The following is a 23,122-nucleotide window of genomic DNA, read 5'->3' as shown; positions in this document are numbered from 1 at the left end:
AAAGGCTTTAACCATGGTTACCATCGTTCGACGCAGCCACGCCTTCGCGGCGCTGTTAGTGGCTGGCTTGCTCGGGGCTTCACTGCCCGCCCCCGCCGCCGAGGCGGATACCGCGCGCAGTACCGTCACCGACCTGCTCGGCCGCGAGGTCAAGGTCCATCTGCCGGTCAGGCGGATGATTCTCGGGGAGGGTCGCCAGTTGTACCTGGTCGCCGCCCTGGATACGCAAAACCCCATCGAACGCATCGTCGGCTGGCGCAAGGATCTGATCCAGTCGGACCCGGACACCTACGGAGCCTACCTGCGCAAATTTCCCGCCATTGCCAGGATTCCCACCTTTGGCGGCTTTGAAGACGGGACCTTCGACATCGAACAAGCGATCGCCCAACACCCCGACGTGATCATCCTCAACATCGAGGCACAGCATGCCACCGAGGATGCGCGCTATATCGAGAAGCTCGATGCCCTGGGCATACCGGTGGTGTACGTCGACTTTCGCAATCAACCGATGCAGAACACCGAGCCGACCATGCGCCTGTTCGGCCGGCTGTTGGGCAAAGAAGCGCGTGCCGAGGCTTTCATTGATTTTCGCAACCGGCAGATCCGCCGGGTGACCGACGTGATCGCGGCGCAGCAGCCTGTGCGCCCCGCGGTGTTTATCGAACGCATCGGCGGTTACACGGACGATTGCTGCCTGAGCTTCGGCAACGAAAACTTCGGGCTTTTTGTCGACATGGCCGGTGGCAACAATATCGCCAGAGGCATTATCCCCAGCACCTTCGGCCAGTTGAATCCCGAACAGGTCATCGTCGCCAACCCGGCGCAGGTGGTAGTCACCAGCGCCAACTGGGAGGCGTTCGCCCCTGGCGGCCATTGGGTCGGCGTCGGCCCGGGCGCCGACATGACGCAAGCCCGGCACAAACTGGCCTGGTACACCCAACGGCCAGCCTACGCAGGGATCAAGGCGCAGGACAACCAGGCCTTTCATGCGATCTGGCATCAGTTCTACAACAGCCCTTACCAGTTCGTGGCCATCCAGCAATTGGCCAAATGGTTTCATCCCACGCTGTTTGCCGACCTGGACCCCGAGGCCTCCTTTCGCGAGCTGCACGAGCGGTTTCTGCCGGTACCTTACGAGCCGGGCTATTTCGTCAGCTTGCGCACCCCCGAGGTCAAGCCATGAGCGCACCGAGCGACACCCTGGTGGTGCAGCGCGAGACCTACCGTCGCCTGGTGCTGCGCAAGCGGCTGATCCTCGCCGGGCTGATGACGCTGCTGCTCTGCAGTGTCCTGCTTGACCTGGCCCTGGGCCCGGCGAGTTACAGCCTGCGCGAAGTACTCGGCGCACTGTTTTCACCGGATGACGCTTCGGCGCAGGTGCGCGTGGTGATGTGGGATATCCGCCTGCCTGTCGCCCTGATGGCGGTTGCCGTGGGCGCGGCATTATCACTGGCGGGCGCGCAGATGCAGACCATCCTCAACAACCCGCTGGCCAGCCCCTTCACCCTGGGCATTTCTGCCGCCGCCAGCTTCGGCGCGGCCATGGGCCTGGCGTTTGGCGTGGCCCTGTTCCCATTGGCGGCACAGTACATGGTGCCGGTGAACGCGTTCGTCATGGCCATGCTCTCTGCCTTGCTGATCCACTTCCTGAGCATGCGCCGCGGCGTCACCGCTGAAACCATCGTGCTGCTGGGCATTGCCCTGGTGTTCACGTTCAACGCGTTGTTGGCCCTAGTGCAGTTTTTTGCCACCGAGCAAGCCGTGGCGGCCGTGGTGTTCTGGACCATGGGCAGCCTGACCAAAGCCACCTGGCCCAAACTCGGAGTGATCTGCCTGGTGATCGTGGTCACCCTGCCGATTTTCGCCAGGCGCGCCTGGGCCCTCACAGCCCTGAGGCTGGGCGATGACAAGGCCGCCAGTTTCGGTATCAACGTGCGCAGCCTGCGCTTTCAGACGTTGATCATGGTCAGCCTGCTCGCCGCGTTTCCCGTGGCCTTCGTCGGCACCATCGGCTTTATCGGGCTGGTCGGCCCGCACATTGCGCGGATGTTGATTGGTGAAGACCAGCGGTTCTTCCTGCCGGCGTCGCTGCTGACCGGCGCACTGATTCTGTCCGTCAGTTCGGTGGTCAGTAAGACCCTGATTCCGGGCGCGATCTTTCCGATCGGCGTGGTCACATCGTTGATCGGCGTGCCGTTCTTCATATCTCTGATTCTCAGCGGGAAGAAAAACTCATGGTGACGATCCAGCTGGAGAACCTTGGCGCCCGCTACGGTCAACGCACGATCATCAGCGGTGTCACCACCGGCGCATTTATGGGTGGCCAAGTGGTCGCGGTGGTCGGCCCCAATGCCGCCGGCAAGTCCACCCTGTTCAAGCGCATGGCAGGCTTGATCGACGGCCCCGGCCGGGTGATTCTGCATGGCTCGAAAAAGGGCGTGCGGGGCATCAGCTACATGCCGCAGGGCTTGAACGGCAGCGCTCGATTGACGGTGTACGAATCGGTACTTCTGGCACGTAAACAACTGTCGCCCGGCTGGGTCGTCCACGATGATGAGCTGACGCTGGTCGACGAGATATTGCAGGCGCTGGGGATCACCGGCCTGTCCTTTCGCAACCTCGGCGAACTCAGCGGCGGGCAGCAACAGCTCGTGTCCATCGCGCAGACCTTGGTGCGCGAGCCGGAGATCCTGTTGATGGACGAACCCACCAGCGCCCTCGACATGCACCGCCAGGTCCAGGTGTTGGACTTCATGCAGGCATTGGCCCGCCGGCGTCGGGTCATTGTGTTCATCGCCATCCATGATCTGAACCAGGCGTTACGTTTTGCCGATCAGGTGCTGGTGATTGCCGACGGTACCGCACAAGGCAGTGGCGCGAGCCGTGAGGTCATTACAGAACAGATGCTGCGCACTGTGTACAAGGTCCAGGCGCGCATTGAACAGTGCAGTCGCGGGCAGCCTCATATCCTGATCGACGATATTGTTTGAGGGCCGCGAGCACTCCAGCCTGTATTCCACGGCCGCGCCGGCCATCAGTGCCTGGGCTTCGATGGGCGGCGCATCCGGATAGTGTCAGCGGGTAACTTGATCCCGAGGTCGAACCGCGCGGATCAAAAGTCGTCCTTTACGTTGCCATCGTTGATCTTGAACTCCCGGTGTTGCAGATAAACGCTTCGAATGAAGTTGTATTTATCCCCGGTGATGAGCTTTTCAGATTTCATGTATTGAGCGCGTCCGTCGATCATGCCCAGGCCGTACAGGCTATTACGCGTCGGAACGTCGCCGATGTAACGAACCGGGTTGGCGTAGATATCGGGAAAGATGGCCGGCGCATCGCGAAGTGTGCTGGGCCCCAAGAGCGGCAGCACAAGATAAGGACCACTACCTACCCCCCAGTAACCGAGGGTTTGACCGAAATCTTCGTCATTGCGCTGCAGCCCCATGGGCGTCGCGACATCGACCAATCCTCCCAGGCCAATGGTGCTGTTGAGTAAGAAGCGGCTCGTATCAACCCCGGCGCTATAGAACTTGGCTTGAAGTAAGTTGTTCGCCAGGTTCTTGACCTCCCCCAGATTGTTGAAAAAATTATGCACGCCGTCTTGCGCAATGCGCGGGGTGACAAATTGATAACCCTGGGCAAGGGGTTTCAGTGCGTAGGTATCCAGCGTGTCATTGAATGAGAAAATGGGTCGGTTGATACGCTCCCACGGGTCCTTGTCGGAATCCGCCTGGCAAAGGGCTGAAAGCGTTATGAAACTGGCGCAGGTCAGTACCTGAGCGCAACGGCTTAAAGTGGAACGAGATGCACGCATGTTGATTTCCCATTGAATGAAGTCAGCCGATTTGACGCGCGCCAGCGCGTCGGCCACTTCGCGGAACGCGGTCTGCAGGGTCTGCTGATAAGTCTGTATCTGGATGTCACGCTCGACCTTGGCCGAATCCAGGGTCGCGCGGTTACTCCCGGCGTCGAAAATCGGCACGCTGATGCTCGGGGCAAAGGTCCAGGCACCGCTGCCGGATTTGAACAGGCCGGCCAATGCCGAGCTGGACGAGAAGGCCATCCTGCGCCGCGGGCCCCAACTGCTGGCCAGCTCGGCGCCGCGACTGCTGATCGACGAAGCGCAGTATCGCGCCTCGATAGACGGCATCGCCCTGGACCTCACCCCCCTGGAACTGCGACTGCTCAGCACCTTCGCCCGCTCTGCCGGCCGCGTGTTTTCCCGTGACCAACTGCTCGACAAGATCTACTCCGACCACCGCGTGGTCACCGACCGCACGGTGGACAGCCATATCCGCAACCTGCGACGCAAGCTGGAGCAGGCGTGCCCAGGGGAAACACCCATCGAATCGTTGTATGGGGTCGGTTATCGGTTTCAGCTTTCCGAGGCCTGATACCTCGGAATAACACACATCGGCACCGTCAACGAGGCGCAAGCGGAACGCCTGCAACCATCTCCAGATACCGGAGCACGCTAAACCTAGGTCAGATTCAACCCGCCGTCTGAGAGGAGTATCTCGCCGGTCAAGTCGTCCGACTCGACCAGCATTACAACTACCGCATAGGGAATAGATGCGCCCTTAGGACGGATACCGGCATGCGAACTGATGTTTACGACGCAACCTGCTCGACGGTAACAGGCGGCATCGCGCAATGCCGACTCGGCAACGCGACTAGGTGGAACGGCGCCACGACATTAACCTCGTTAAGTTCGTGCCACCACTAACGGGTCCGCAGCTTCCCCTGGGTCAAGTTTTTTGACGGGGACTAAGCCTCCAAAAAGCCAGCGACCACTGTCCAGTAAGATCAGTGTAGAACGCAGTATTTCTAATCCAATGAGCCGCGGAGCGCCGGGGAGGCGGTTTTTTAGTATGGATTTTTCTCGCTCAAACCAGGCGATCCGAGCTTCCAGCTCCTGAATGTTCTGCTGCTCTGGGGTCAGCGTCTTGCTCTGCGGCGTGACGCCTTGGGGCCCTTTCTGAACCTGGTCAACCCAGCGGCGCAGCGCTGACTCACCAATGCCGAGTGAGCGGCTGGCTTCGATAAGGCAATGGTTTTCAGGTTGCTGACAGGGTAAACCAACGGCTCGTATTCAGCGCATGGCGACCAGCTTGACGCCGAACCCCAGCAGGCAAACGCCGGCCAAGCGCTCCAGCAGATTGGCGATGCGCGGGTTGGCCCGCATGCGCTGAGCGAGCTTGTGGGTCAATAGGACGGCTATCAAACCATAGAGGAACGTCACCACCGCTACGGTCGCGGCCATGAACGCGAATGTCACTATGCCCTGATGCTTCACCGGATCGACAAACAACGGGAAAAAGGCCATGTAGAAGATGATCGCCTTGGGGTTGAGCAACGTGATCATCATGGTCTGACGCAGGAAGTGGCCGTTATCCATCCGGCTCTTGCGCGGCGCGGCCCCAGCCTGACTAAACAACATTCGCAGGCCCAGCCACGCCAAGTACGACGCACCCAACCATTGAATGAGATGGAACGCTGCCGGATACGCGGCCAGCAGGGTTGCAACGCCAGCGACCGCCAACCATAAGAGCACCTGGTCACCGAGTATCACTCCGCATGTCGCAGCCAAACCCGCTTTTATCCCGCCTTTGCCGGTCGCCGTGATGAGGGCAAAATTGCCGGGGCCAGGAATGGCCAGGACGATGATGAAGGCGATGATGAAAGCGCCATAGTCGGTCACGCCAAACATCGGTTATCTCCCGCGCAGGATGGTTTGGGACGCAAAACCTATCATCAACCTCGCCTCAATATCTAGCGACGCAGGTGAGAAAACCATCCAGGAACTATCGGCAAAAGTGATCAACTGCGCTTCTCGTCGTGAGGAGCCAACGGTATTGGCAGCCGCCCGAGCGACTGCCAATGGCCCGTCAATGACTCAAATCAATCACCATGCGGCCTTTGATTTTCCCTTGCTGCATTTCATCGAAGATCTCATTGATATCTTCGATCGGACGCAGTGTCACCTTCGGCACCACCTTGCCTTGCGCGGCAAACTCGAAGGCTTCTACGAGGTCTTGTCGAGTACCGACCAGTGAGCCGACCACCTCGATCCCGTCAAGCACCAACCGAGGAATATCGAGGCTCATGGCTTCAGGCGGAAGCCCAACTGCGACCAGGCGTCCACCGGCACGCAGGGCATCCACCGCAGAGTTGAACGCGACCTTGGCGACGGCCGTCACGACAGCCGCGTGAGCTCCGCCGACCTTCTCCTGGATAACTTTTGCGGCATCCTCGTTGCGGGAGTTGATGACCAGGTCAGCGCCCATTTCCCTGGCGAACTGCAGTTGATCATCGTTGATGTCCACGGCGATCACTCGGGCGTTGAATACATTTTTTGCGTACTGCAACGCCAGATTCCCCAGGCCGCCCAGCCCGTAGATCGCAATCCATTGCCCAGGGCGGATATTGGAAACCTTCACGGCTTTATAGGTCGTTACGCCAGCACAGGTCACGCTGCTCGCCGCCGCAGAATCAAGCCCATCAGGCACTTTCACCGAGTAGTCGGCGACGACAATGCACTCTTCGGCCATTGCGCCATCCACGGTGTAACCGGAGTTTTTTACGTTGCGGCAGAGTGTCTCGTTGCCGCTGTTGCAGTATTCACAGTGCCCACAGCCCTGGAAGAACCAGGCTACGCTGGCCCGGTCACCGGGCTTCAGAGAGGTGACGCCTGGTCCTACCTGCTGCACGATACCGATGCCTTCATGGCCTAGGATCACTCCGGTTTTATCACCGAAATCGCCGTTCTTGACGTGCAGGTCGGTATGGCAGACCCCGCAGCACTGCATTTTAAGGAGAGCCTCACCATGTTTCAGAGGCCGTAATGTTTTTTCGATCACATTCACGCGTTGCCCTTGGGCAACAACAGCAGCTTTCATGCTTATCTCCTTGTATCCGTGAGTGAGCTTGCGTTACAGCGGGCCCAACAAATGCCAAAGCAGTACAGCACCACCCTTCCAGCGCTCCGAAGTCTGGCGCAATGCCCGCCACCCGGCCCCAGGGTCGGGGAGTCAATGGATGCTATTGCTGCGCCATCGGGTCGCCAACGCTACCGGTCTTATGGCACAAGTCGCGCGAAAGGGGGATGCCTATTAGTCAGGCAACCCGCGCAAGGACGCCTCTTCTTTGCCTTTCTATGACAAAGATCAACAGGAGACGCTGATCGGCAGATCATCGTGACCGCTTTCAGTGACCGTCGCCGCCGCCCTGAACGTCAAGTGAGCTCCCCGATCTCTCGGGTCTGGGTGGGCCTGCGACCTTTGGCTCCATGTTTGAAACCTGTTCCTCGTGTACCTTCGGCAGGCCCGGCATATGCACTCAGCGGCGGGTTGGCCATTTAGTCGAAACGGTTCTGGAGTAGCTTTTACATGGCATACGCAACAATCAATCCCTATACGGGCGAGACACTGCAAACCTTTCCCGATGCGACCGATGCAGAAGTCACCGCGGCCATCGGCAAGGCCCATGAGGCTTTCCTGGCGTGGAAGGACACCTCTTTCGCCGAACGTGCGCGCATCCTGCAGAATGCGGCCGATATCCTGCGCAAGGACAGCGACGCCTTTGCCAGGGTACTGACGCTGGAGATGGGCAAGCTGTTTGCCGAGGCGAAAGCCGAGGTCGAGCTGTCGGCAAAAATCTTCGAATACTATGTGCGCAATGCCGAAACCTTGCTCAAGCCGGAGAAACTCCCGGTCCTCGACCCTGCCGAGGGCGAGGCGGTTCTCGTCTGCGAACCGCTCGGCGTGCTGCTGGCGATCGAGCCGTGGAACTTCCCTTATTACCAGATCGCCCGCATTCTGGCGCCGCAGCTTTCTGCCGGTAATACCGTGCTTCTCAAACACGCAGCGAATGTGCCGCAAAGCGCCGCTGGCTTTCAAAAGTTGATGAAGGATGCCGGCCTGCCTGACGGCGCCTTCCGTAATCTGTACGCCACGCGTTCGCAGATCGAGCTGATCATCAACGATGCCCGCGTGCAGGGCGTTGCCTTGACCGGCTCGGAAGGCGCCGGTGCGGTGGTTGCGTCGCAGGCGGGCAAAGCGCTGAAAAAGTCCACCCTGGAACTCGGCGGCGCCGACGCCTTCGTCGTGCTGGCCGACGCGGACCTGGCGAAAACGAGCAAATGGGCGGTGTTCGGCCGGCATTGGAATGCCGGGCAGGTCTGCGTGTCCTCCAAGCGCATGATCGTGGTCGATGCGGTCTATGACGACTTCCTCGCGCTCTATCGCAAGGGCGTCGCGGAGTTGGTGGCCGGCGATCCCTTCGATGCGAAGACGACCCTGGCACCGCTCTCCTCGCAAAGCGCGGCCAATGAGGTCAAGCAAAAGATCCTCGAAGCCGTGAAGCTTGGCGCCAAGGCCGAAGAAGTCGGGCCGCCCGTGCCTGTCGATGGGGCATTCGTGCAGCCGACGACCCTGACCGATGTCGCCGAAGACAACCCCGCTCGCTACTGGGAGTTCTTTGGCCCGGTGTCCATGGTGTTCCGCGCCAAGGATGAAGACGATGCAGTGCGTATCGCCAACGACTCGCCGTTCGGCCTCGGCGGTTCGGTATTCACCTCGGACACGGCGCATGGCGCAGAAGTCGCGAAGAAAATCTCCACCGGCATGGTGTTCGTCAACCATCCGACCAAGGTCGAAGCCGACCTGCCTTTCGGTGGCGTGCGCCGCTCGGGGTACGGCCGCGAGCTGATCGGGCTCGGGCTCAAGGAGTTCGTCAACCACAAGCTCATTGTCGTGGTCGATATCGACGCCCCGTTCTGAGTTCAACAGCGCTCTTTGTCCCAAGAAACCGAAATCGAGGAGACCTGACAGGATGAACGTCATCGGGATAGACCACTTGGCTATTCGTGTCAGCGATCTGGACCGCTCCAGGGCGTTCTACGATCAGGTACTCGGTTTCTTGGGATTCACCATAGAGTGGGAGTTCGACCGGGTTATTGGTTGGACCAATGGCGAAACCCTGTTCTGGATCACCGAAGCCGATGCCCAGGGGCGCAAACACAAGCACCGGACCGGCGATGTGGGCTATCACCACTATGCATTCGAGGTTGCCGCGCGCGAGGACGTCGATGCGCTCTACGCGTTCCTGCTGGATCAGGCGGTTACGATTGTCGACGCGCCCGCTGACTATCCGGATTATGGCGAGGGCTACTATGCGGTTTATTTCCTCGACCCCGATAATCTGAAGCTCGAGGTGATGTTCTTCCTGGAAAAACAAAAGCGGCGCTTGCTTGGAAAATCGCGAGGAAGTGATCGCCGGGAATAAAATTTCTTCATCGGCATACACGCTTGAAGAGATTGATAAAACGAGCGTGCCAGGCCAGTACCCGCGCAACGATATTGTCTATGACTGACATAGTCCTTGATCGCGTTCTGTTCGCCTTGCCCCGGCACCGCGCAAGAATGGCTTCAGCTCAGGTAGCAAACGAGTATTGAGCACGTCATGGGGCTCCAGCCAGGCTCGACGGGCCTGAGCGACCCCGAAACCGAGCGTTTCAGTCACTACTTCGAGTCCGTGCCAGCAGATCAATTCGATGCCATGATCTGGATTGAGCACACCAAGCCGGTTGCCGCGCTGCCGTGGCCGAAAACCCAACACCTGGAACCAGAAACCTATCCGTTTGGTGTGTGATGCTGAATGCAGCCCTCTCAGGGGTGCGGGGACTGCAGGTATTTTTCAAACCATTCGCCAGCGAGTCGGGCGACTGTCTCCAGGGCGCCAGGCTCTTCGAATAGATGCGTGGCGCCCTCCACGACTTCCAGTCGTTGCTCGCACCGCAGGGCCCGGCTGCTTTGGCAATTCAAGTCGAACACTACCGGGTCCTGTGCGCCGACAATCTGCAAGGTCGGTGCCTTCACCCGGGCCAGCGCCGGTCCCGCCAGGTCGGTCCGCCCACCCCGGCTGACCACCGCCCCGACCACCTGCGCACGCTCGGCCGCCGCCACCAGTGCCGCGCCAGCGCCGGTGCTCGCGCCGAACAGTCCAATCCGCAGCAAGCGTAATTGGGGGTCCCGAGCGGCCCAGTCGATGACATCGATCAAGCGTCTGGCCAACAGCGGAATATCGAAACGCAGCTCCCCGGTCAAGTTATCCAGGCGCTGCTCCTTTTCCGTGAGCAGGTCAAACAACAGCGAACCCAAGCCCCGATGGGCCAGTACATCGGCCACATATTGATTACGCGGGCTCAAACGGCCACTACCGCTGCCGTGTACGAAAACGACCAAGGCGCGGGTGTTGGTCGGCAAACGCAAATCGGCGTCCAGTTCAACGCCCGGCAGGTCCATGGATCGTGATATTGGTTTAAACATCAAGATGCTCCGTCCGCGAGCCTGGCAGCGGCAATCCTCGACCGGCTCGATCGATCGACTGCACCCGCATCGCGTCGTCATTAAGGATTTGTATACCTCCGCTGGCAATGGCGCCCATGGCATATTCCGGGTGTGAAGGCACGCCGAGCTTGCGTACCAGCATCAGGTCCAGGCGAACCTTCAGGGCTGTGGCGACTTCATAAGCCACCGGAACACCGCCTCGGGGCAACGCGAGAATGATGACGTCAGACCTGTTGGCGTATTTGAGCAAGGGTTCCACCAGTCGTCGACCGGCCTCGACGCGGTTTGGCAAGAGGGTTTGCAATGAGGGACTAAGGATCACGAGGACCTCCTCCGACGATAACGCCTGTGATTTCGGAATAGGCGGCCCTCGCCGCGCTAGATAGCCAGAATGCTGCAAGACACCTGATACAGGAGATGTTCGGTGGTGCTGCCCAGCAGCTTGTCCAGTCCGTGGGACTGGACCTTGCCCATCACAATCACATCCATATGCTGCTCATCGGTGAACGCATGGAGCACCGCGACAGGCTGCCCTTCGATGAAATGCCGCCGGTCGGCAGGCACGCCATAACGGTCGGCCAGTTCGAGGAATGACTTTTCATGACCTTTGCGCAACTGCCTGCCAAGGTCCGAAATTGTCAGGCCCCCGCCGCCCATATCGCCCAGGTACACCATGGAAATGTCGCAGGCATACAGCAAGTGCAACTCGGCCTGACACTGGATGGCGAGACTGGAAGCCTGCTGGATGATCCGTTCATTGAGCTCGTTGTCCTGGGCAAGGGTATTGGAGGCGTCGACCGCCGCCACGATCTTGCGCGGCAAGGGCAGGTCGTCTTCGCTGAGCAGATAGACCGGTATCGGGCAGTGACGCAGTAAACGCCAATCCAGCGGGGTGATGAATGCACGCTTGAGTGCCGGTTCGCGCTGCACCTGTTTGATCAGCAGGTCTGGCTGCATTTCTGCGACGTAATCGAGAATCTCCTGCTGAAGGTCGTCGGCCCACTTCGCTTCAGCCGTCACTTCGATACCTTTATTACTATCACGCAGATGAGCCGCCTGGTATTTGAGCCAATCGCGATGATCTTGCAGATAATTTTCGCGAGCTTTTGCCCGGTCACCCTCTTCGAGCAGCGACAACAGATTCCAGGTAGGGATCAAGGCAGCAATGTGCAGGCTGGCACCGCTGACCTTGGCCAGAGCGGCAGCATGGTTCATGGCTTGAGACCGGCGCAGCGCCGGGTTGATGATCAGCAATAACCGTTGATACTGGCTCATGATCGGACTCCATGGGCTTGCACGTTTGTCATTGCCCGCAATGGCGGACAACTGTCGTGTTCACCGCCGAACCGAGCACCTTCTTTATGAACTCAGAATCCTCCGTCGATGCGGCCTTGGAGTTGATTTATATCAAGTGCCCGGGCAAGCAATACATTCACTCGCGACAGCTTGTGCCCACACCTCTGGCGCCACCGCCGATTCGCGTCGGTTGAAAGGATCGGGCGTTGGATTGATCGCGATTGATCAATATCAATCCTGCCAGGGTCAGCCGGTCTACATTGACCCAACATGCACTCGCAAGGGTGCGGCGCCTCAGGAGTTCAGACTCGCCGATTGCACACGTATCTCATGGCATACGCCTGCTGCCGTAGCCGGCACCGCATGACCCCATGTTTCCCGAGCAGGAGAAAGCAATGACGATCCTAGTGGCAAGTCAACGGTTGCGCCTGTATGACAGTGATGAGCTGGATGTTGTGTTGCAGACGATGGCGCGCAAGGCCGCCACCCTTCTGCCACCGACGCATACGGCACTGATAGGCATCGAACGCAGGGGCCAGCCCCTGGCTCAACGGTTGCGCGAGTACATTGCGCGTCAGACCGGCCGGCCGGAACTCCCTGTTTACCCGCTGCAGGTCAAGCGCTACGCCGACGACCTGCAAGTGCTGCATACCTACACGCAATTGACCGAAAACCCGGCCCTGGGCAGGTTGGATCTGGCCAATACCACGTTTCTGGTGGTCGATGATGTGCTCTTCGAAGGCCATTCCCTCCTGCGCACTTGTGCATATCTGGCACAACTGGGGGCTCGTCGGGTCCATACGGCGGTACTGGTCGACCGGCATGTCCGTCAGCAGCCGATCCGGGCCGACATTGTCGGTATACACCTGCAAGTCGCCGCCACTGATATTGTCGAATGCAACGTACCGCCCTACGAACAGGCCTTTTGCATAGAAGTGGTACGACACGGCGCAGCCCGCTGACGGTGGAAGCGTTCAGGGCTTCGCCGAGTCACCGGGCTTGAGCGGTGGAGAACGCTCGGCGCCAACAATTCAGGGCTTAAAAGCACTGGACGGTGCTGGATGTCAGTGGTTCCCGCCGGAACGGAAAAAGGACCCGGAGGTCCTTGTTTCGATCGCTGACAGAATTCAGTGGAACTCTGTAGCGCTATGTTTGGAGCGGGAAACGAGACACTCGTTTCCCGCGCAATTCGTTGATTCCAAAGAGGTTTTAGGTACGCCTCGTTGGTTTACGTTGTGTACTACTTCGGCAAAGCTGGCAACCCCTACCTGAAAGGCCGATAGCCAGCAGTGCAGAGATGTCCGTGGAACGCTGCACGGAGTATGCCCAACCCACTCGCAAGACCTCTAACCACATCCACCGCCGAAAGACGCCCGCCAAAGACAGTCAAAACTGACAGATTATTACACCAGCAGTTGTAGGACGTCTCTTGATCGTCCACGCCCTATTGAAGCGCCAAATCTTGTCTGCCTAGAGTGGCGACAGCTGTAGGACTGGCGTTGCAGCTCTCAACCAATATAGATAGAAGAGTGCACGCGATGAGTGGCGCCATTTCGAACAGAGCCACCCACACAGAACCAACACCTATCGCCTCGCCCGAAAACACCCTTGAATCGACGCCTACTGGCACCAAACCTGAACCGCTGCTTGCAGATCCCGAATTCGACCTGCGCGGCGTGGCCTGGAACCCGCTGTGCGATGCCGCCACGCCGCTGATCGGCCTAGTAATTCGCCTGCGTCGTTTAGACCGGCACGACGATGTGTCCGCACTGTACCAAAGCGTCAGCAACCAGATCACCACGATCATGGAAGAAGTCAACCAGCTCGACTACGACGCCGGCATGCTCAAGGCCTACTCCTACAGCCTGTGCCTGCTGTTGGATGAGATAGTCATGAGCACTACCTGGGGCAAGTCCTCCACTTGGAGTGCATGCTCACTGCTCAGTCAGTTTCATGAGGAAACATGGGGCGGCGAAAAATTCTTTACCGTCATGAACAACATGATCCCCGAAGCGGCCAGGTACCAGCATGTGCTGGAGTTCATGTACCAGTGCCTGATCTCCGGTCTCAAAGGCAAATATGGCGCCCATGCCAAGGGCGATGACGAAATACAAAAAATCATCGACCAGCTGCACGGTCTGTTGCGCCCCCTGCGCGGCGAAACACCCAAGCGCCTGACCGACCCGTTGACCAACGTTGTGCCACGTAACTACCGGATCAAACGTACGTGGCCATTGTGGACGCCATGGGCACTGGCCGCCGCCGTACTAGTCACGGCTTACACGATCTATACCCTACGACTGAACGCCATCACCCAAGAAGTCCTTGCCTCACTGGACAAAATTCTCAAGCTCTAACTCCCATGTGAAAGCCATAAGGAGGCTCTATGCCTGCCGTCGTTTTGGTCGGTCACGACCATGCTTGTCCAACGTGTGGCCCAGTCACTGTCGCCAGTGGATCAGGGAGCTTCACTGTCAATGGCCGGGCTGTTACCCGCGCTGGCGACACACTCAGTTGCGGTGCCGTGATCATCAGCGGCTCGCCGTCAATGATCATCAACGGCAAAGCCGTGGCCCGCGTCGGTGACACCACCGACCACGAAGGCGTGCTGGAAAACGGCGACGACAGCTGGTTGATCAACTGACCCACACTCACCACAAGGAGGTTTCATGCCCCGTCAAAGCGACCTGCGTTACACCTTCCAACCGCTGCGGGGCGATCCCTTCGAAGTGGTCTCGTTCACCCTTGAAGAAGGCCTCTCCCAACCCTTCAAACTTGAGCTGGAGCTGGTCAGTCATCACCCCGCCATCGACTTCTACCGCATGCTCGACCTGGCCGCCGTGTTCACCATTTGGCGCGACGACACCCCGGTGCGCTACGTGCATGGTTTGGTCAGCCTGTTCCAGCAGGGCGACACCGGCTTTCGCCGCACCCGCTACACCGCCGTGGTCGAACCGACTCTGAAGCGTTTCGATCTACGCTCCGACTGGCGCATCTTCCAGGCCCAGACCGTGCCCGACATCATCACCAGCATGCTGGCCGAGCAGAAACTGACCGACATCCGCAGCGAAATCTGCTTCGAACACCAACCCCGTGAATACTGTGTACAGGCCGGCGAAACCGACCTCGATTTCATCGCTCGCCTCGCCGCCGAAGAAGGCCTGCTCTACACCTTCGAACACCGCGCCGACGGACACACCCTCGTTCTTACCGACCGCGTCGGCGGCCTGGGCACCATCGGCACGCACACCGATTGCCCGGTGATCTACCAGCCCATGAGTGGCGGCGACGCCCTGGAACCGGCATTGACCCGCTTCCACTACACCGAACAAGTGCGCACCGCGCGCCAGGTGCAGCGCGACTACACCTTCACCCACCCGCGCTACAACCAGCAGCACACCGCCACCGGCGACCAGGACCTGAACAACCAGCACAAGGACTACGAACGCTACGACTATCCGGGACGCTACAAACGCGACATTGCCGGCAAGCCCTTCACCAAGACGCGCCTGGCCGCACTGCGCAACGACGCCAAGCTGGCCCATGTGGAAGGCGACGATGAGCGCCTGCAACCGGGATTGGCCTTCGACCTCAACGATCATCCCCGTGAGGACTTCAATGATCGCTGGCGCACCATTGCCATCAGGCATGAGGGCAAACAGCACACCAGCCTGCAGGAAGAATCCTTTGGTAGCGGCCTCGGTACGTCTTACTCGTTGAAGGCCAGCGCCATCCGTTGGACCTCCGATTGGAAGGCTCCGCTGCGTCCCAAACCCTGCATCGACGGCCCACAGATCGCCACGGTGGTTGGGCCTCCGGGGGAAGAGATCTACTGCGATGAATGGGGCCGAGTCAAGGTGCAGTTCCCGTGGGATCGCTCGGACAAAAACAACGACCACAGCTCCTGCTGGATCCGCGTCACCCAAGGCTGGGCCGGGGCGACCTGGGGCTCCATGGCGATCCCGCGTGTGGGTCAGGAGTTAGTGATCAGCTACCTGGACGGAGATCCTGATCAGCCGATCGCCACTGGGACCGCCTACAGACAGACCAACCTGCCGCCCTACCAACTGCCGAAACACAAGACGCGGATGACCATCAAGAGCCGAACCCATAAAGGTGAAGGTTTCAATGAGCTGCGCTTTGAGGATGAGCTGGGGCAGGAAGAAGTTTATATCCATGCTGAAAAAGACAAGAACGTCCACATCAAGCACAACAACACCACCTACGTGGGTAACGACCGAAGCGAGAAGGTCGAACACGACGAGCAGGTAGACATCGGCCATAACCGCAACGAGCGAGTAGGTAACGATGAGCACATTGCTATTGTGCAGGATCAGCATTTGGAACTGGGCCGTGATCGAATTCAGACGCTGGGGCGTAATCATCACACCAGCATCGGCGGGGACCGAGTCGAAGAAATTGCCAACAACCGGCATGATAAAATTGCCGCTGACCATAACATCCAGATCGGAGGCAGTGCTGAGCAATCAGTCCGGAACCGCTACTACCTGTCCGCAGGGCAATGCATTGAGCAAAAAACGACAGTGTTCGATGTCACATCGGGCGAACGCATTGTTCTGAGAGCCCCCGGTGGCAGCATCACGATTGATAGCGATGGCATTACCCTTGATGGGCTGACCATCAAGATCAAAGGCCCCGTCACCACAGATGCAATCGGTACGGGCAATCCGCTTGGCAGTCCACAATCGCCTCCCGCACCGCTTGGAGCATTCCTGGGACGTTACACGTTGCTGAAGAACGATCAACGTGCTTTCGCGGGCTATCGATATCGCATCACCGATGGAGCCACCCTACTCACCGAAGGCCTGACCTGCCCCCAAGGGGGAACTGACTGGACTGTTACCGAGGCATCCAAATCCGTGCAAGCTCATAAGGCAATCATGCGCGACGATCAGCGAATCACCGAAACCTGGCAGCCCTATCTGATGGCTTTCGACGATGAAGCCCCACCCGTAGAGACCAAGGCCATTTTTCCTGATGACTTTCTTGCTCAGCACAGTGGAGACCTCGACTGATGCCAGTAGCCCCCATTGCCCGTACTCTCGCTCACGTTATCGATAGAGCCTATCGGGCCTACCGAGCAAACCAGGCTTATGAAAACGCCAAAACCGCCGCCGAGTTAGCCCAACTCGCAGTAGAGATTAACGAGCGAAGAAACCAGATTAAAAAAATGCTTCGAGCAACTATTGAAGCAATGACGCGTGAAATCGACGTCAAAAGCTCCACGTTTGCCGCAGTGGACCGGGGTGGCAATAGCACGGTTTCTCGAAGAGGCAAGGAGAACTTGAATTTCAAGGAATACATTGAACGTAAAGTGCCTTTTCGCCCAGCCATTAGCCAAGTCTGCACAGTTGCTTTGCAACTGCCGATCAAAGTGCCACGCCGTATCAGCAAGAAAATTGCCGGCGATAAAATTGAGACCACTATTGAAGTCGCCCTAAAGCAGTTCACGGCTTCTCTGTTTTTTGAAGCCGTAGATGAGGCGCTGCAATGGCGAAGTTCACTCAAGGCCGAGCCCAATTACAACGGCACCAGCAAGAAAGCCTTACTGGGGATCCCTGCAACTCGTCCCAAACGGTTCGGCAGCGATATTCAGCCGTTTTGGCCACGGCCTGGAGGATTGCTAGCGCCTGATCTAGTCGTTGTTGAGTACCGACAAGAGCCATTCGAATCGGAAAATGTGTTTGCGGCAGTTGAGATCAAGTTTCCAGGGGATTGGGTAAAACAAAAACAGATCGACCAGTACGCTGAGCTTATGGAGCCGAGAACTGGCGTCAACCGAGAAAAAATTGGTCGGGGGAAAGTGGCCTTGCTACGCGTTCCGGAGGATTGCACTGGCTCTGAAACGGATAACAAACAGCCCCCGACATCCAAAGGCACCAAAAACAGGAGGTGAACGTGAGTACAACCCATGGTTTGTTTGATGAAGATGAGCGTGCTGAATTCATCGCAGAGCTCAAGGAGTGGCCAAACACTGATTGGGGTACGGATGATGCTCGACACAGTGTGAGCCCTTTCATCAACTTCTATTTCCCCCCTGCCCCAGACAAACACCAAGAAGAAGCGCTGCTGATGGTGGATATCCACGAAGCCTTTGAACAGCTCCTTGGCAAGCCTTACACCGTTGGCACCCATCCAATTTCGGAGCGCCCACACCCATATGGCTCGAAACGCCTGCCAAATCTGCGTGAGCAGGCCAGGAAAAGTTTCGACGACGAATCCTTTGTTTTTAATTTTACCGACGAAAAAAATCATGCCTCGTCACCGACGACAGCAGGATATTTCTGGCGCACATGGTTCAAAAAATACGAAGGAAGAAGAACCGCGTACTCCTCAATCACGTTTTATTACCGCTGGCAATGGTGGCTGGACAACCGCGAAGCGTGGCGCTGCTTTGTGCTTAAAACCATTGACCTGCTCAAGGCGCATCAGGTCTACAGTGGCTTCGCCATGGCCAACCCACTCGAATTTGGTACGCGATCAGCCGTTACCACTTGGGAGCGAGCACTAGCCCCCAACTTTCACGGCCTGGATATTGACTACGCCTTTAACATGCGCGGCGAACTGCTCAACGGCATTCGCCCCCCCACCTGGGCCTTCCTGCTTGCCGACCACTGGCGCGAAAAGCTTGACCTGACCCGCGAACAAGTGCATACGGCGCTGTCTCACCCACACATCAGCATCACCGAATTACAGAGCGGCCAATGGATTGAGCTGGGCGAACAGCCAGAATTGTATCCGGTCGAGCAAGGCGTGCCCGAACTGCCCATGCTCTTGAACAAACTGCTCAAGCCCATCCGCTACGACGATTTGGGATTGCTGGGCTTCGGCCAATGGGACGGCGACCCCAACGAACGTTTCACTGACGCTGACAGTCGTCGCTGGATGTCCCGCTTTGACGCCGACAGCGATTGGCCTACGCCAGCAATGCGCTTCATTGCTCCATCGCCCATGCCTTCCGCCCAAACCTCTACGCCAATGCCTCTTCGTATGGTAGCTGGAACAGCTTGTATTCAAGCCGGATGGTGGCTGGTTCCAGGGCAAGCGGAAACCCGGCGAGCCTTCAAACAGGGCGAGATCATGCCAGACCTCAATGCGGCGTCCACAGATGATTTGGTGACATGGCAGCGTGACTTTGATCAAACACCACCAGAGCCTGCCCGCTATGCCAATACCCATGATCCGGCTCCTCGCGCAGGGCGCTGGGAAGTTGAAAACGACCGCTTCATCGCACGCGATGTTCAGTTGAGCGAACCGCTACCCGCCCACGAAGGCCGAGTCGTGCGCTGGCACTGGACGGTCAGTGGCATGCGTGCGAACAGCGGTCAACCCTGTCCGTATCCGGGTGCCTGGGTGTGTGAGTATAAGCCGGGGAGTAAGCAAGTCATCGAGCATGGCGTTCTGATGCCGACAGTGGGTGGTGAGAGAGTCGTCTGGCTTTGGATGGGACTGGAGCCATCGTGATAGTGACGGACAGCGGCCCAATAAGACAATCCTCCAGCATCTAAGCCCCCCTTCACCAGCCAGTGGCAAGTGAACCGCAACGCGGTTCGCGCGCCAGTGGCCGACAAGGCCGTCAGGCCGCGTCAGCCTGAATTGGGTCATCTGTGCCAAAGAGTGATCGCGAGTAAGGGCCGTCACTGCCGCCGCAGTGACGACCCCCAGCAGCCCCGCAACAATGCGGCATCGCGCAGTTCCTATTTACGTTGGCACTGCATGACGATGCCCTGCACACTGAGCCTGCAACGACCTGCCGGTGGGTCTCATCACCGGAACCCCTGGCGCGGGCAGTAAGCGTCACACCGTGCGATTGACTCGCCGATGCCGTAGCCATCCGGTTGCCCAGAGCACAGGTTCCTGAAAGTGCTATCCCATCTCGGGAGGAACCATCCCAGATGCGCCCAGGTTCCACGCTGCGCATCGCCCCCTACCCACGGGGTGGAACCCTGTTCATCCATGGCAAGCACCTTGCCTTCCTCCCTCTTCCGTGCCCTGGGCACGTGTTCGTCTGCGGCAACGTATTCAGGCGCAATGTCTGTCGCCTGCCTTCCACTCTCTCACTCCACAGGAGGTGTTTATCACGGCAACCAAACGTGTCGTTTCTTGGCAACATCCCTCCTCGCGCTTCCCACAGGAAGCACGGCGGACGCCTCATCGAGGCAACAGGTGATCTGAGCACCTGGCCCTTGCCCCTCGGGGATCTCGCCTTGGCGAGTTGGCACCAACACTCACCGAATGCAACTCAGAACAACACAGAACACCGCAGCCCCCCATGGAGCGCACTATGGACGATCTCACCTATACCTTGCGTCAACTGTGCCAGCGCAACCGCGATGGAAGCCACACGACACAAGCCGACCGCCAGCGCAGTCTCCCCCTGATCGCTCGCCAATTGCGCGAAGCCGGTTTTCGGCAGATGCGGGCCACTTCGCTCAAAGGCAAGCATATCGAAACGCTGATTGAACGCTGGCAGGCCGAAGGGTTGTCTTCAGGCACCCTCAAGAACCGTTTGGCCCATCTGCGCTGGTGGGCCGAGAAGATCGGCAAAGCAGGACTGATTCCTGCCGACAACACCCGATTGGGTGTTTCTGCGCGCCGCGCCACGCCCCATACCAACAAAGCACAGGCGCTGGGTGACGGCCTGGATCGCGTGAGCGATCCCCATGTGCGCATGAGCCTGGCCTTGCAAGCCGCATTTGGTTTGCGGCGCGAGGAGTCCATCAAATTCCAGCCACGCTTCGCTGATCACGGCGATCACATCACCCTCAAGGGGTCATGGACCAAGGGCGGGCGTGAGCGCGTCGTGCCGGTCACGACGCCAGGGCAACGAGCACTGCTTGAGCAAGTCCATCAGTTCGCCGGAGTCGGCTCTCTGATTCCGGCGCACAAGACCTACATCCAGCAACGCCATGTCTATGATGGGCAGTGCAAAGCGGCGGGACTGAGCCATATGCACGGTCTGCGCCATCGCTACGCGCAGGAACGTTACGAAGCGTTGACAGGGTGGAAGGCGCCCGCCGCTGGCGGGCACACGGACCGGCCGACCAACTCCGCTTTGGTAGCTTTCACAGACCTAGGCCTGGGATGAGATCGCCATCAATTCATCCAAGTTTTCGTCCGTACCTCCGGTGAGTCGACTTTGTATCGGTACTAACCCCTTGGGGTGATGTACCCGATCCCAGACAACCTGATCAGCTTGATTGGCTCGGTAGCATCGTTGCTGTCGGCTTTCGAAACAGCTGCGAAATTAATTCGACTGACTTAACCCACAATCCGCAGCCCCTAACTTGCAAGTATTAATGCCGGTTGAGCCTCTCGATGACGTGCCCGCGCATCGATTGCACCGTTCATTGCCTGACTCCTACTGATAGTGATGCAGGCGTTGAAGACGCAGGGCTACGTCCACGCCATCGCACCAAAACTCTTTGCAAGGTTCGACAGCGTTGATCGATTTGACCACCTACGTCTACCCAGCATCATGCAGGTAACGTCGCTGATCGGTCCGAGAACAAACCTCTAGAAACATCACAAGCTGAAACGTATCAGCCTCAACAAAAAACTCAATTATGCATAAATGCATTTTTTCCCTTGACCCGAAGGGAGGAGTCTTTTACAGTTAAATGACTGTATATAAATACAGTATTTTTTGATCAGTATTTATTTGAATCCATTCATGGACGAGGTTTTTCCCTATGAAAAGCAACACTGAGAAATTTGGCAAAACACCCCATCAACCCAGCCTGTGGACCCGAGCCGATGCGCTGAAAGTCCGCGCGGACGACCCCACTACCACCCAGCCACTGGTCAGTGCGAACTTCCCGGTACTGAGCGACGAGGTGTTTATCTGGGACACCATGCCGCTACGTGATATCGACGGCAACATCACCTCTGTCGATGGCTGGTCAGTGATCTTCACCCTGACTGCGGATCGTCACCCGAACGACCCGCAATACCTCGACCAGAACGGTAACTACGACATCACCCGCGACTGGAACGATCGCCATGGCCGGGCAAAGATGTACTACTGGTTCTCCCGCACCGGCAAGGACTGGGAACTCGGCGGCCGAGTGATGGCTGAAGGGGTTTCGCCGACCGTTCGCGAATGGGCCGGCACGCCGATTCTGTTGAACGAGCAAGGCGAAGTGGACCTGTACTACACCGCGGTCACGCCGGGCGCGACCATCGTCAAGGTGCGTGGCCGTGTGGTGACCACCGAGCATGGCGTCAGCCTGGTCGGCTTCGAGAAGGTCAAGCCGCTGTTCGAGGCCGACGGCAAGATGTACCAGACCGAAGCGCAAAACGCCTTCTGGGGCTTCCGTGATCCATGGCCGTTCCGCGACCCGAAGGATAGCAAGCTGTACATGCTGTTCGAGGGCAACGTGGCCGGCGAGCGCGGCTCGCACAAGGTCGGTGAAGCAGAAGTCGGTGATGTGCCGCCGGGTTATGAAGACGTCGGCAACTCGCGCTTCCAGACCGCCTGTGTCGGCATCGCAGTGGCCCGTGACGAAGACGGCGACGACTGGGAAATGCTGCCGCCGCTGCTGACCGCGGTAGGCGTCAACGATCAGACCGAACGCCCGCACTTCGTGTTCCAGGACGGCAAGTACTACCTGTTCACCATCAGCCACACCTTTACCTATGCCGATGGGGTGACCGGGCCGGACGGTGTGTACGGCTTTGTCGCAGATTCGCTGTTCGGTCCGTACGTACCCTTGAACGGTTCCGGCCTGGTACTGGGAAATCCGTCTTCCCAGCCGTTCCAGACCTACTCGCACTGCGTGATGCCCAACGGCCTGGTGACCTCATTTATCGACAGCGTACCGACCGACGAAACCGGCACGCAGATTCGTATCGGCGGCACCGAAGCACCGACGGTGGGGATCAAGATCAAAGGGCAGCAGACGTTCGTGGTTGCCGAGTACGACTACGGTTACATCCCGCCGATGCTCGACGTCACGCTCAAGTAATCGCTACCCAGGGCTTTCAGGCAGCGGGTTTGAGCTCGATGAAAAACTCGTTGCGGATAGGATCGAGATATCCCACCTAACTTACTGCGACTTTGCTCGGGAACCCTCTTGAACAATACGTAGTAACAACCCTTTGTTACTGGCTGCAAGGATGCAGCCAGTAATGGGTATCCCCCCCTGACAACAACTACATCCGCGCGCTCGTTTATCTCGTCTGCTAAACAGCACGTGAAGATTCTCAGGATTTGCGAGAGCGTGCTCTGGCGCCCCTCCTTCAGGCTCAGCCTGCGGAACTCCACCCATAGATTGAAGACGGCCTCGAAGGCCTGCTCTGCCGCAAAACGAACAGCACGACGCTGCTGTTTACGGTGCTCATAGGGTCGGCAAAATTTGTCTGGATATCTAAGCGCGCATAACTGTGCATGAGAAGACCTTAAGGTTCGCCATGTGATTAGCTCTTCACGGCTTGCAAGGTTCGTCATTCAGACC

At 58.4% G+C, this 23,122-nt stretch carries 17 protein-coding genes and 7 pseudogenes; 15 read left to right on the top strand and 9 right to left on the bottom strand.

The genetic code is table 11. The annotated features are described in order from the left end of the window. The first annotated feature begins 13 nt into the window (after window positions 1-13). Genes MOQ67_RS12890 through MOQ67_RS12880 form a run of 3 tightly spaced genes read left to right on the top strand, consistent with a single transcriptional unit; the run spans window position 14 to window position 2,990 of the window. The gene (locus MOQ67_RS12890) at window positions 14-1,183 is read left to right on the top strand and encodes an ABC transporter substrate-binding protein (RefSeq protein ID WP_126586868.1); all 1,170 of its coding nucleotides are present in this window, start codon (window positions 14-16) and stop codon (window positions 1,181-1,183) included. Then, complete coding sequence (locus MOQ67_RS12885) at window positions 1,180-2,241, top strand: FecCD family ABC transporter permease (RefSeq protein ID WP_046383977.1); 1,062 nt, start codon at window positions 1,180-1,182, stop codon at window positions 2,239-2,241. The genes MOQ67_RS12890 and MOQ67_RS12885 overlap by 4 nt, the downstream gene beginning before the upstream one ends. Further along, entirely contained in the window at window positions 2,235-2,990 is a 756-nt protein-coding gene (locus tag MOQ67_RS12880; RefSeq protein WP_198718442.1) for an ABC transporter ATP-binding protein, read from the top strand. The genes MOQ67_RS12885 and MOQ67_RS12880 overlap by 7 nt, the downstream gene beginning before the upstream one ends. 122 nt (window positions 2,991-3,112) lie before the next feature. On the opposite strand, the gene MOQ67_RS12875 is transcribed toward MOQ67_RS12880, so the two are convergent. Both MOQ67_RS12875 and MOQ67_RS12870 read right to left on the bottom strand, forming a co-directional pair. Continuing rightward, window positions 3,113-3,814 (bottom strand): MlaA family lipoprotein, encoded by a 702-nt coding sequence (locus MOQ67_RS12875; RefSeq protein ID WP_126586897.1) that lies wholly within the window; start codon window positions 3,812-3,814, stop codon window positions 3,113-3,115. Window positions 3,815-3,898: 84 nt separating this feature from the next. Continuing rightward, a pseudogene (locus MOQ67_RS12870) lies at window positions 3,899-4,150 on the bottom strand (hypothetical protein); the annotation flags it as partial. Between MOQ67_RS12870 and MOQ67_RS12865 the strand changes: the two are divergent. Continuing rightward, a pseudogene (locus tag MOQ67_RS12865) lies at window positions 4,056-4,394 on the top strand (winged helix-turn-helix domain-containing protein); the annotation flags it as partial. The pseudogenes MOQ67_RS12870 and MOQ67_RS12865 sit on opposite strands and share 95 nt — an antisense overlap. Window positions 4,395-4,480: 86 nt before the next feature. Here the strand turns inward: MOQ67_RS12865 and MOQ67_RS12860 are convergent. From MOQ67_RS12860 to adhP, 4 genes and pseudogenes are all read right to left on the bottom strand, one after another. After that, window positions 4,481-4,719, bottom strand: a pseudogene (locus MOQ67_RS12860) (short-chain dehydrogenase); the annotation flags it as partial. A gap of 145 nt (window positions 4,720-4,864) precedes the next feature. Beyond that, window positions 4,865-5,044: pseudogene (locus tag MOQ67_RS12855) on the bottom strand (transposase); the annotation flags it as partial. A gap of 48 nt (window positions 5,045-5,092) precedes the next feature. After that, window positions 5,093-5,710 (bottom strand): LysE family transporter, encoded by a 618-nt coding sequence (locus tag MOQ67_RS12850; RefSeq protein WP_046383985.1) that lies wholly within the window; start codon window positions 5,708-5,710, stop codon window positions 5,093-5,095. A gap of 178 nt (window positions 5,711-5,888) precedes the next feature. Beyond that, on the bottom strand, window positions 5,889-6,899 hold the full coding sequence (gene adhP / locus MOQ67_RS12845; protein ID WP_017847956.1) for an alcohol dehydrogenase AdhP: 1,011 nt from the start codon (window positions 6,897-6,899) through the stop codon (window positions 5,889-5,891). A 489-nt stretch (window positions 6,900-7,388) separates the two neighbouring features. Between adhP and MOQ67_RS12840 the strand changes: the two genes are divergently transcribed. The 3 genes and pseudogenes from MOQ67_RS12840 to MOQ67_RS12830 form a co-directional block, all read left to right on the top strand. Next, entirely contained in the window at window positions 7,389-8,780 is a 1,392-nt protein-coding gene (locus MOQ67_RS12840; RefSeq protein WP_198718440.1) for an NAD-dependent succinate-semialdehyde dehydrogenase, read from the top strand. A gap of 52 nt (window positions 8,781-8,832) precedes the next feature. Then, a complete protein-coding gene (locus MOQ67_RS12835) occupies window positions 8,833-9,285 on the top strand; it encodes a VOC family protein (protein ID WP_017847958.1) in 453 nt (150 codons plus the stop codon). Window positions 9,286-9,498: 213 nt separating this feature from the next. Continuing rightward, window positions 9,499-9,651 (top strand): annotated as a pseudogene (locus MOQ67_RS12830) (erythromycin esterase family protein); the annotation flags it as partial. Window positions 9,652-9,668: 17 nt separating this feature from the next. On the opposite strand, the gene MOQ67_RS12825 reads toward MOQ67_RS12830, so the two are convergent. The 3 genes and pseudogenes from MOQ67_RS12825 to MOQ67_RS12815 all read right to left on the bottom strand — a co-directional run bounded on the left by MOQ67_RS12825 (window position 9,669) and on the right by MOQ67_RS12815 (window position 11,624). After that, window positions 9,669-10,328 (bottom strand): dienelactone hydrolase family protein, encoded by a 660-nt coding sequence (locus MOQ67_RS12825; protein WP_026140150.1) that lies wholly within the window; start codon window positions 10,326-10,328, stop codon window positions 9,669-9,671. Between the two features lie 46 nt (window positions 10,329-10,374). Further along, window positions 10,375-10,671, bottom strand: a pseudogene (locus tag MOQ67_RS12820) (phosphoribosyltransferase family protein); the annotation flags it as partial. Window positions 10,672-10,727: 56 nt separating this feature from the next. Then, window positions 10,728-11,624 (bottom strand): universal stress protein, encoded by an 897-nt coding sequence (locus MOQ67_RS12815; protein WP_198718439.1) that lies wholly within the window; start codon window positions 11,622-11,624, stop codon window positions 10,728-10,730. Between the two features lie 416 nt (window positions 11,625-12,040). Here MOQ67_RS12815 and MOQ67_RS12810 point away from each other — a divergent pair, with 416 nt between their 5' ends. The 8 genes and pseudogenes from MOQ67_RS12810 to MOQ67_RS12775 all read left to right on the top strand — a co-directional run bounded on the left by MOQ67_RS12810 (window position 12,041) and on the right by MOQ67_RS12775 (window position 22,633). After that, window positions 12,041-12,607, top strand: coding sequence for a phosphoribosyltransferase family protein (locus tag MOQ67_RS12810; protein ID WP_104903495.1), 567 nt, complete (start codon window positions 12,041-12,043; stop codon window positions 12,605-12,607). Between the two features lie 576 nt (window positions 12,608-13,183). Beyond that, window positions 13,184-14,002 carry a type IVB secretion system protein IcmH/DotU gene (gene icmH / locus MOQ67_RS12805; protein ID WP_198718438.1) on the top strand — a complete coding sequence of 273 codons (819 nt, stop codon included), beginning with the start codon at window positions 13,184-13,186 and terminating at the stop codon, window positions 14,000-14,002. Between the two features lie 29 nt (window positions 14,003-14,031). After that, window positions 14,032-14,289, top strand: coding sequence for a PAAR domain-containing protein (locus MOQ67_RS12800; RefSeq protein ID WP_198718437.1), 258 nt, complete (start codon window positions 14,032-14,034; stop codon window positions 14,287-14,289). Window positions 14,290-14,314: 25 nt separating this feature from the next. Further along, window positions 14,315-16,681, top strand: a complete 2,367-nt coding sequence (locus MOQ67_RS12795) for a type VI secretion system Vgr family protein (RefSeq protein WP_046483805.1) — start codon at window positions 14,315-14,317, stop codon at window positions 16,679-16,681. Beyond that, window positions 16,681-17,562 carry a VRR-NUC domain-containing protein gene (locus tag MOQ67_RS12790; protein WP_198718436.1) on the top strand — a complete coding sequence of 294 codons (882 nt, stop codon included), beginning with the start codon at window positions 16,681-16,683 and terminating at the stop codon, window positions 17,560-17,562. Before MOQ67_RS12795 ends, MOQ67_RS12790 begins: the two co-directional genes overlap by 1 nt. A 2-nt stretch (window positions 17,563-17,564) precedes the next feature. Next, the gene (locus MOQ67_RS12785) at window positions 17,565-19,130 is read left to right on the top strand and encodes a type VI immunity family protein (protein ID WP_017847968.1); all 1,566 of its coding nucleotides are present in this window, start codon (window positions 17,565-17,567) and stop codon (window positions 19,128-19,130) included. Window positions 19,131-19,950: 820 nt separating this feature from the next. Beyond that, window positions 19,951-20,694: pseudogene (locus MOQ67_RS12780) on the top strand (phage integrase N-terminal domain-containing protein); the annotation flags it as partial. A gap of 664 nt (window positions 20,695-21,358) precedes the next feature. After that, the gene (locus tag MOQ67_RS12775) at window positions 21,359-22,633 is read left to right on the top strand and encodes a glycoside hydrolase family 68 protein (RefSeq protein ID WP_102617416.1); all 1,275 of its coding nucleotides are present in this window, start codon (window positions 21,359-21,361) and stop codon (window positions 22,631-22,633) included. Window positions 22,634-23,122: the final 489 nt, after the last annotated feature.

The sequence above is a fragment of the Pseudomonas sp. LY-1 genome (assembly GCF_053502595.1).
The sequence above is the reverse complement of the archived record's forward strand: the minus strand, read 5'-3'. Positions and strand labels throughout refer to the sequence as shown.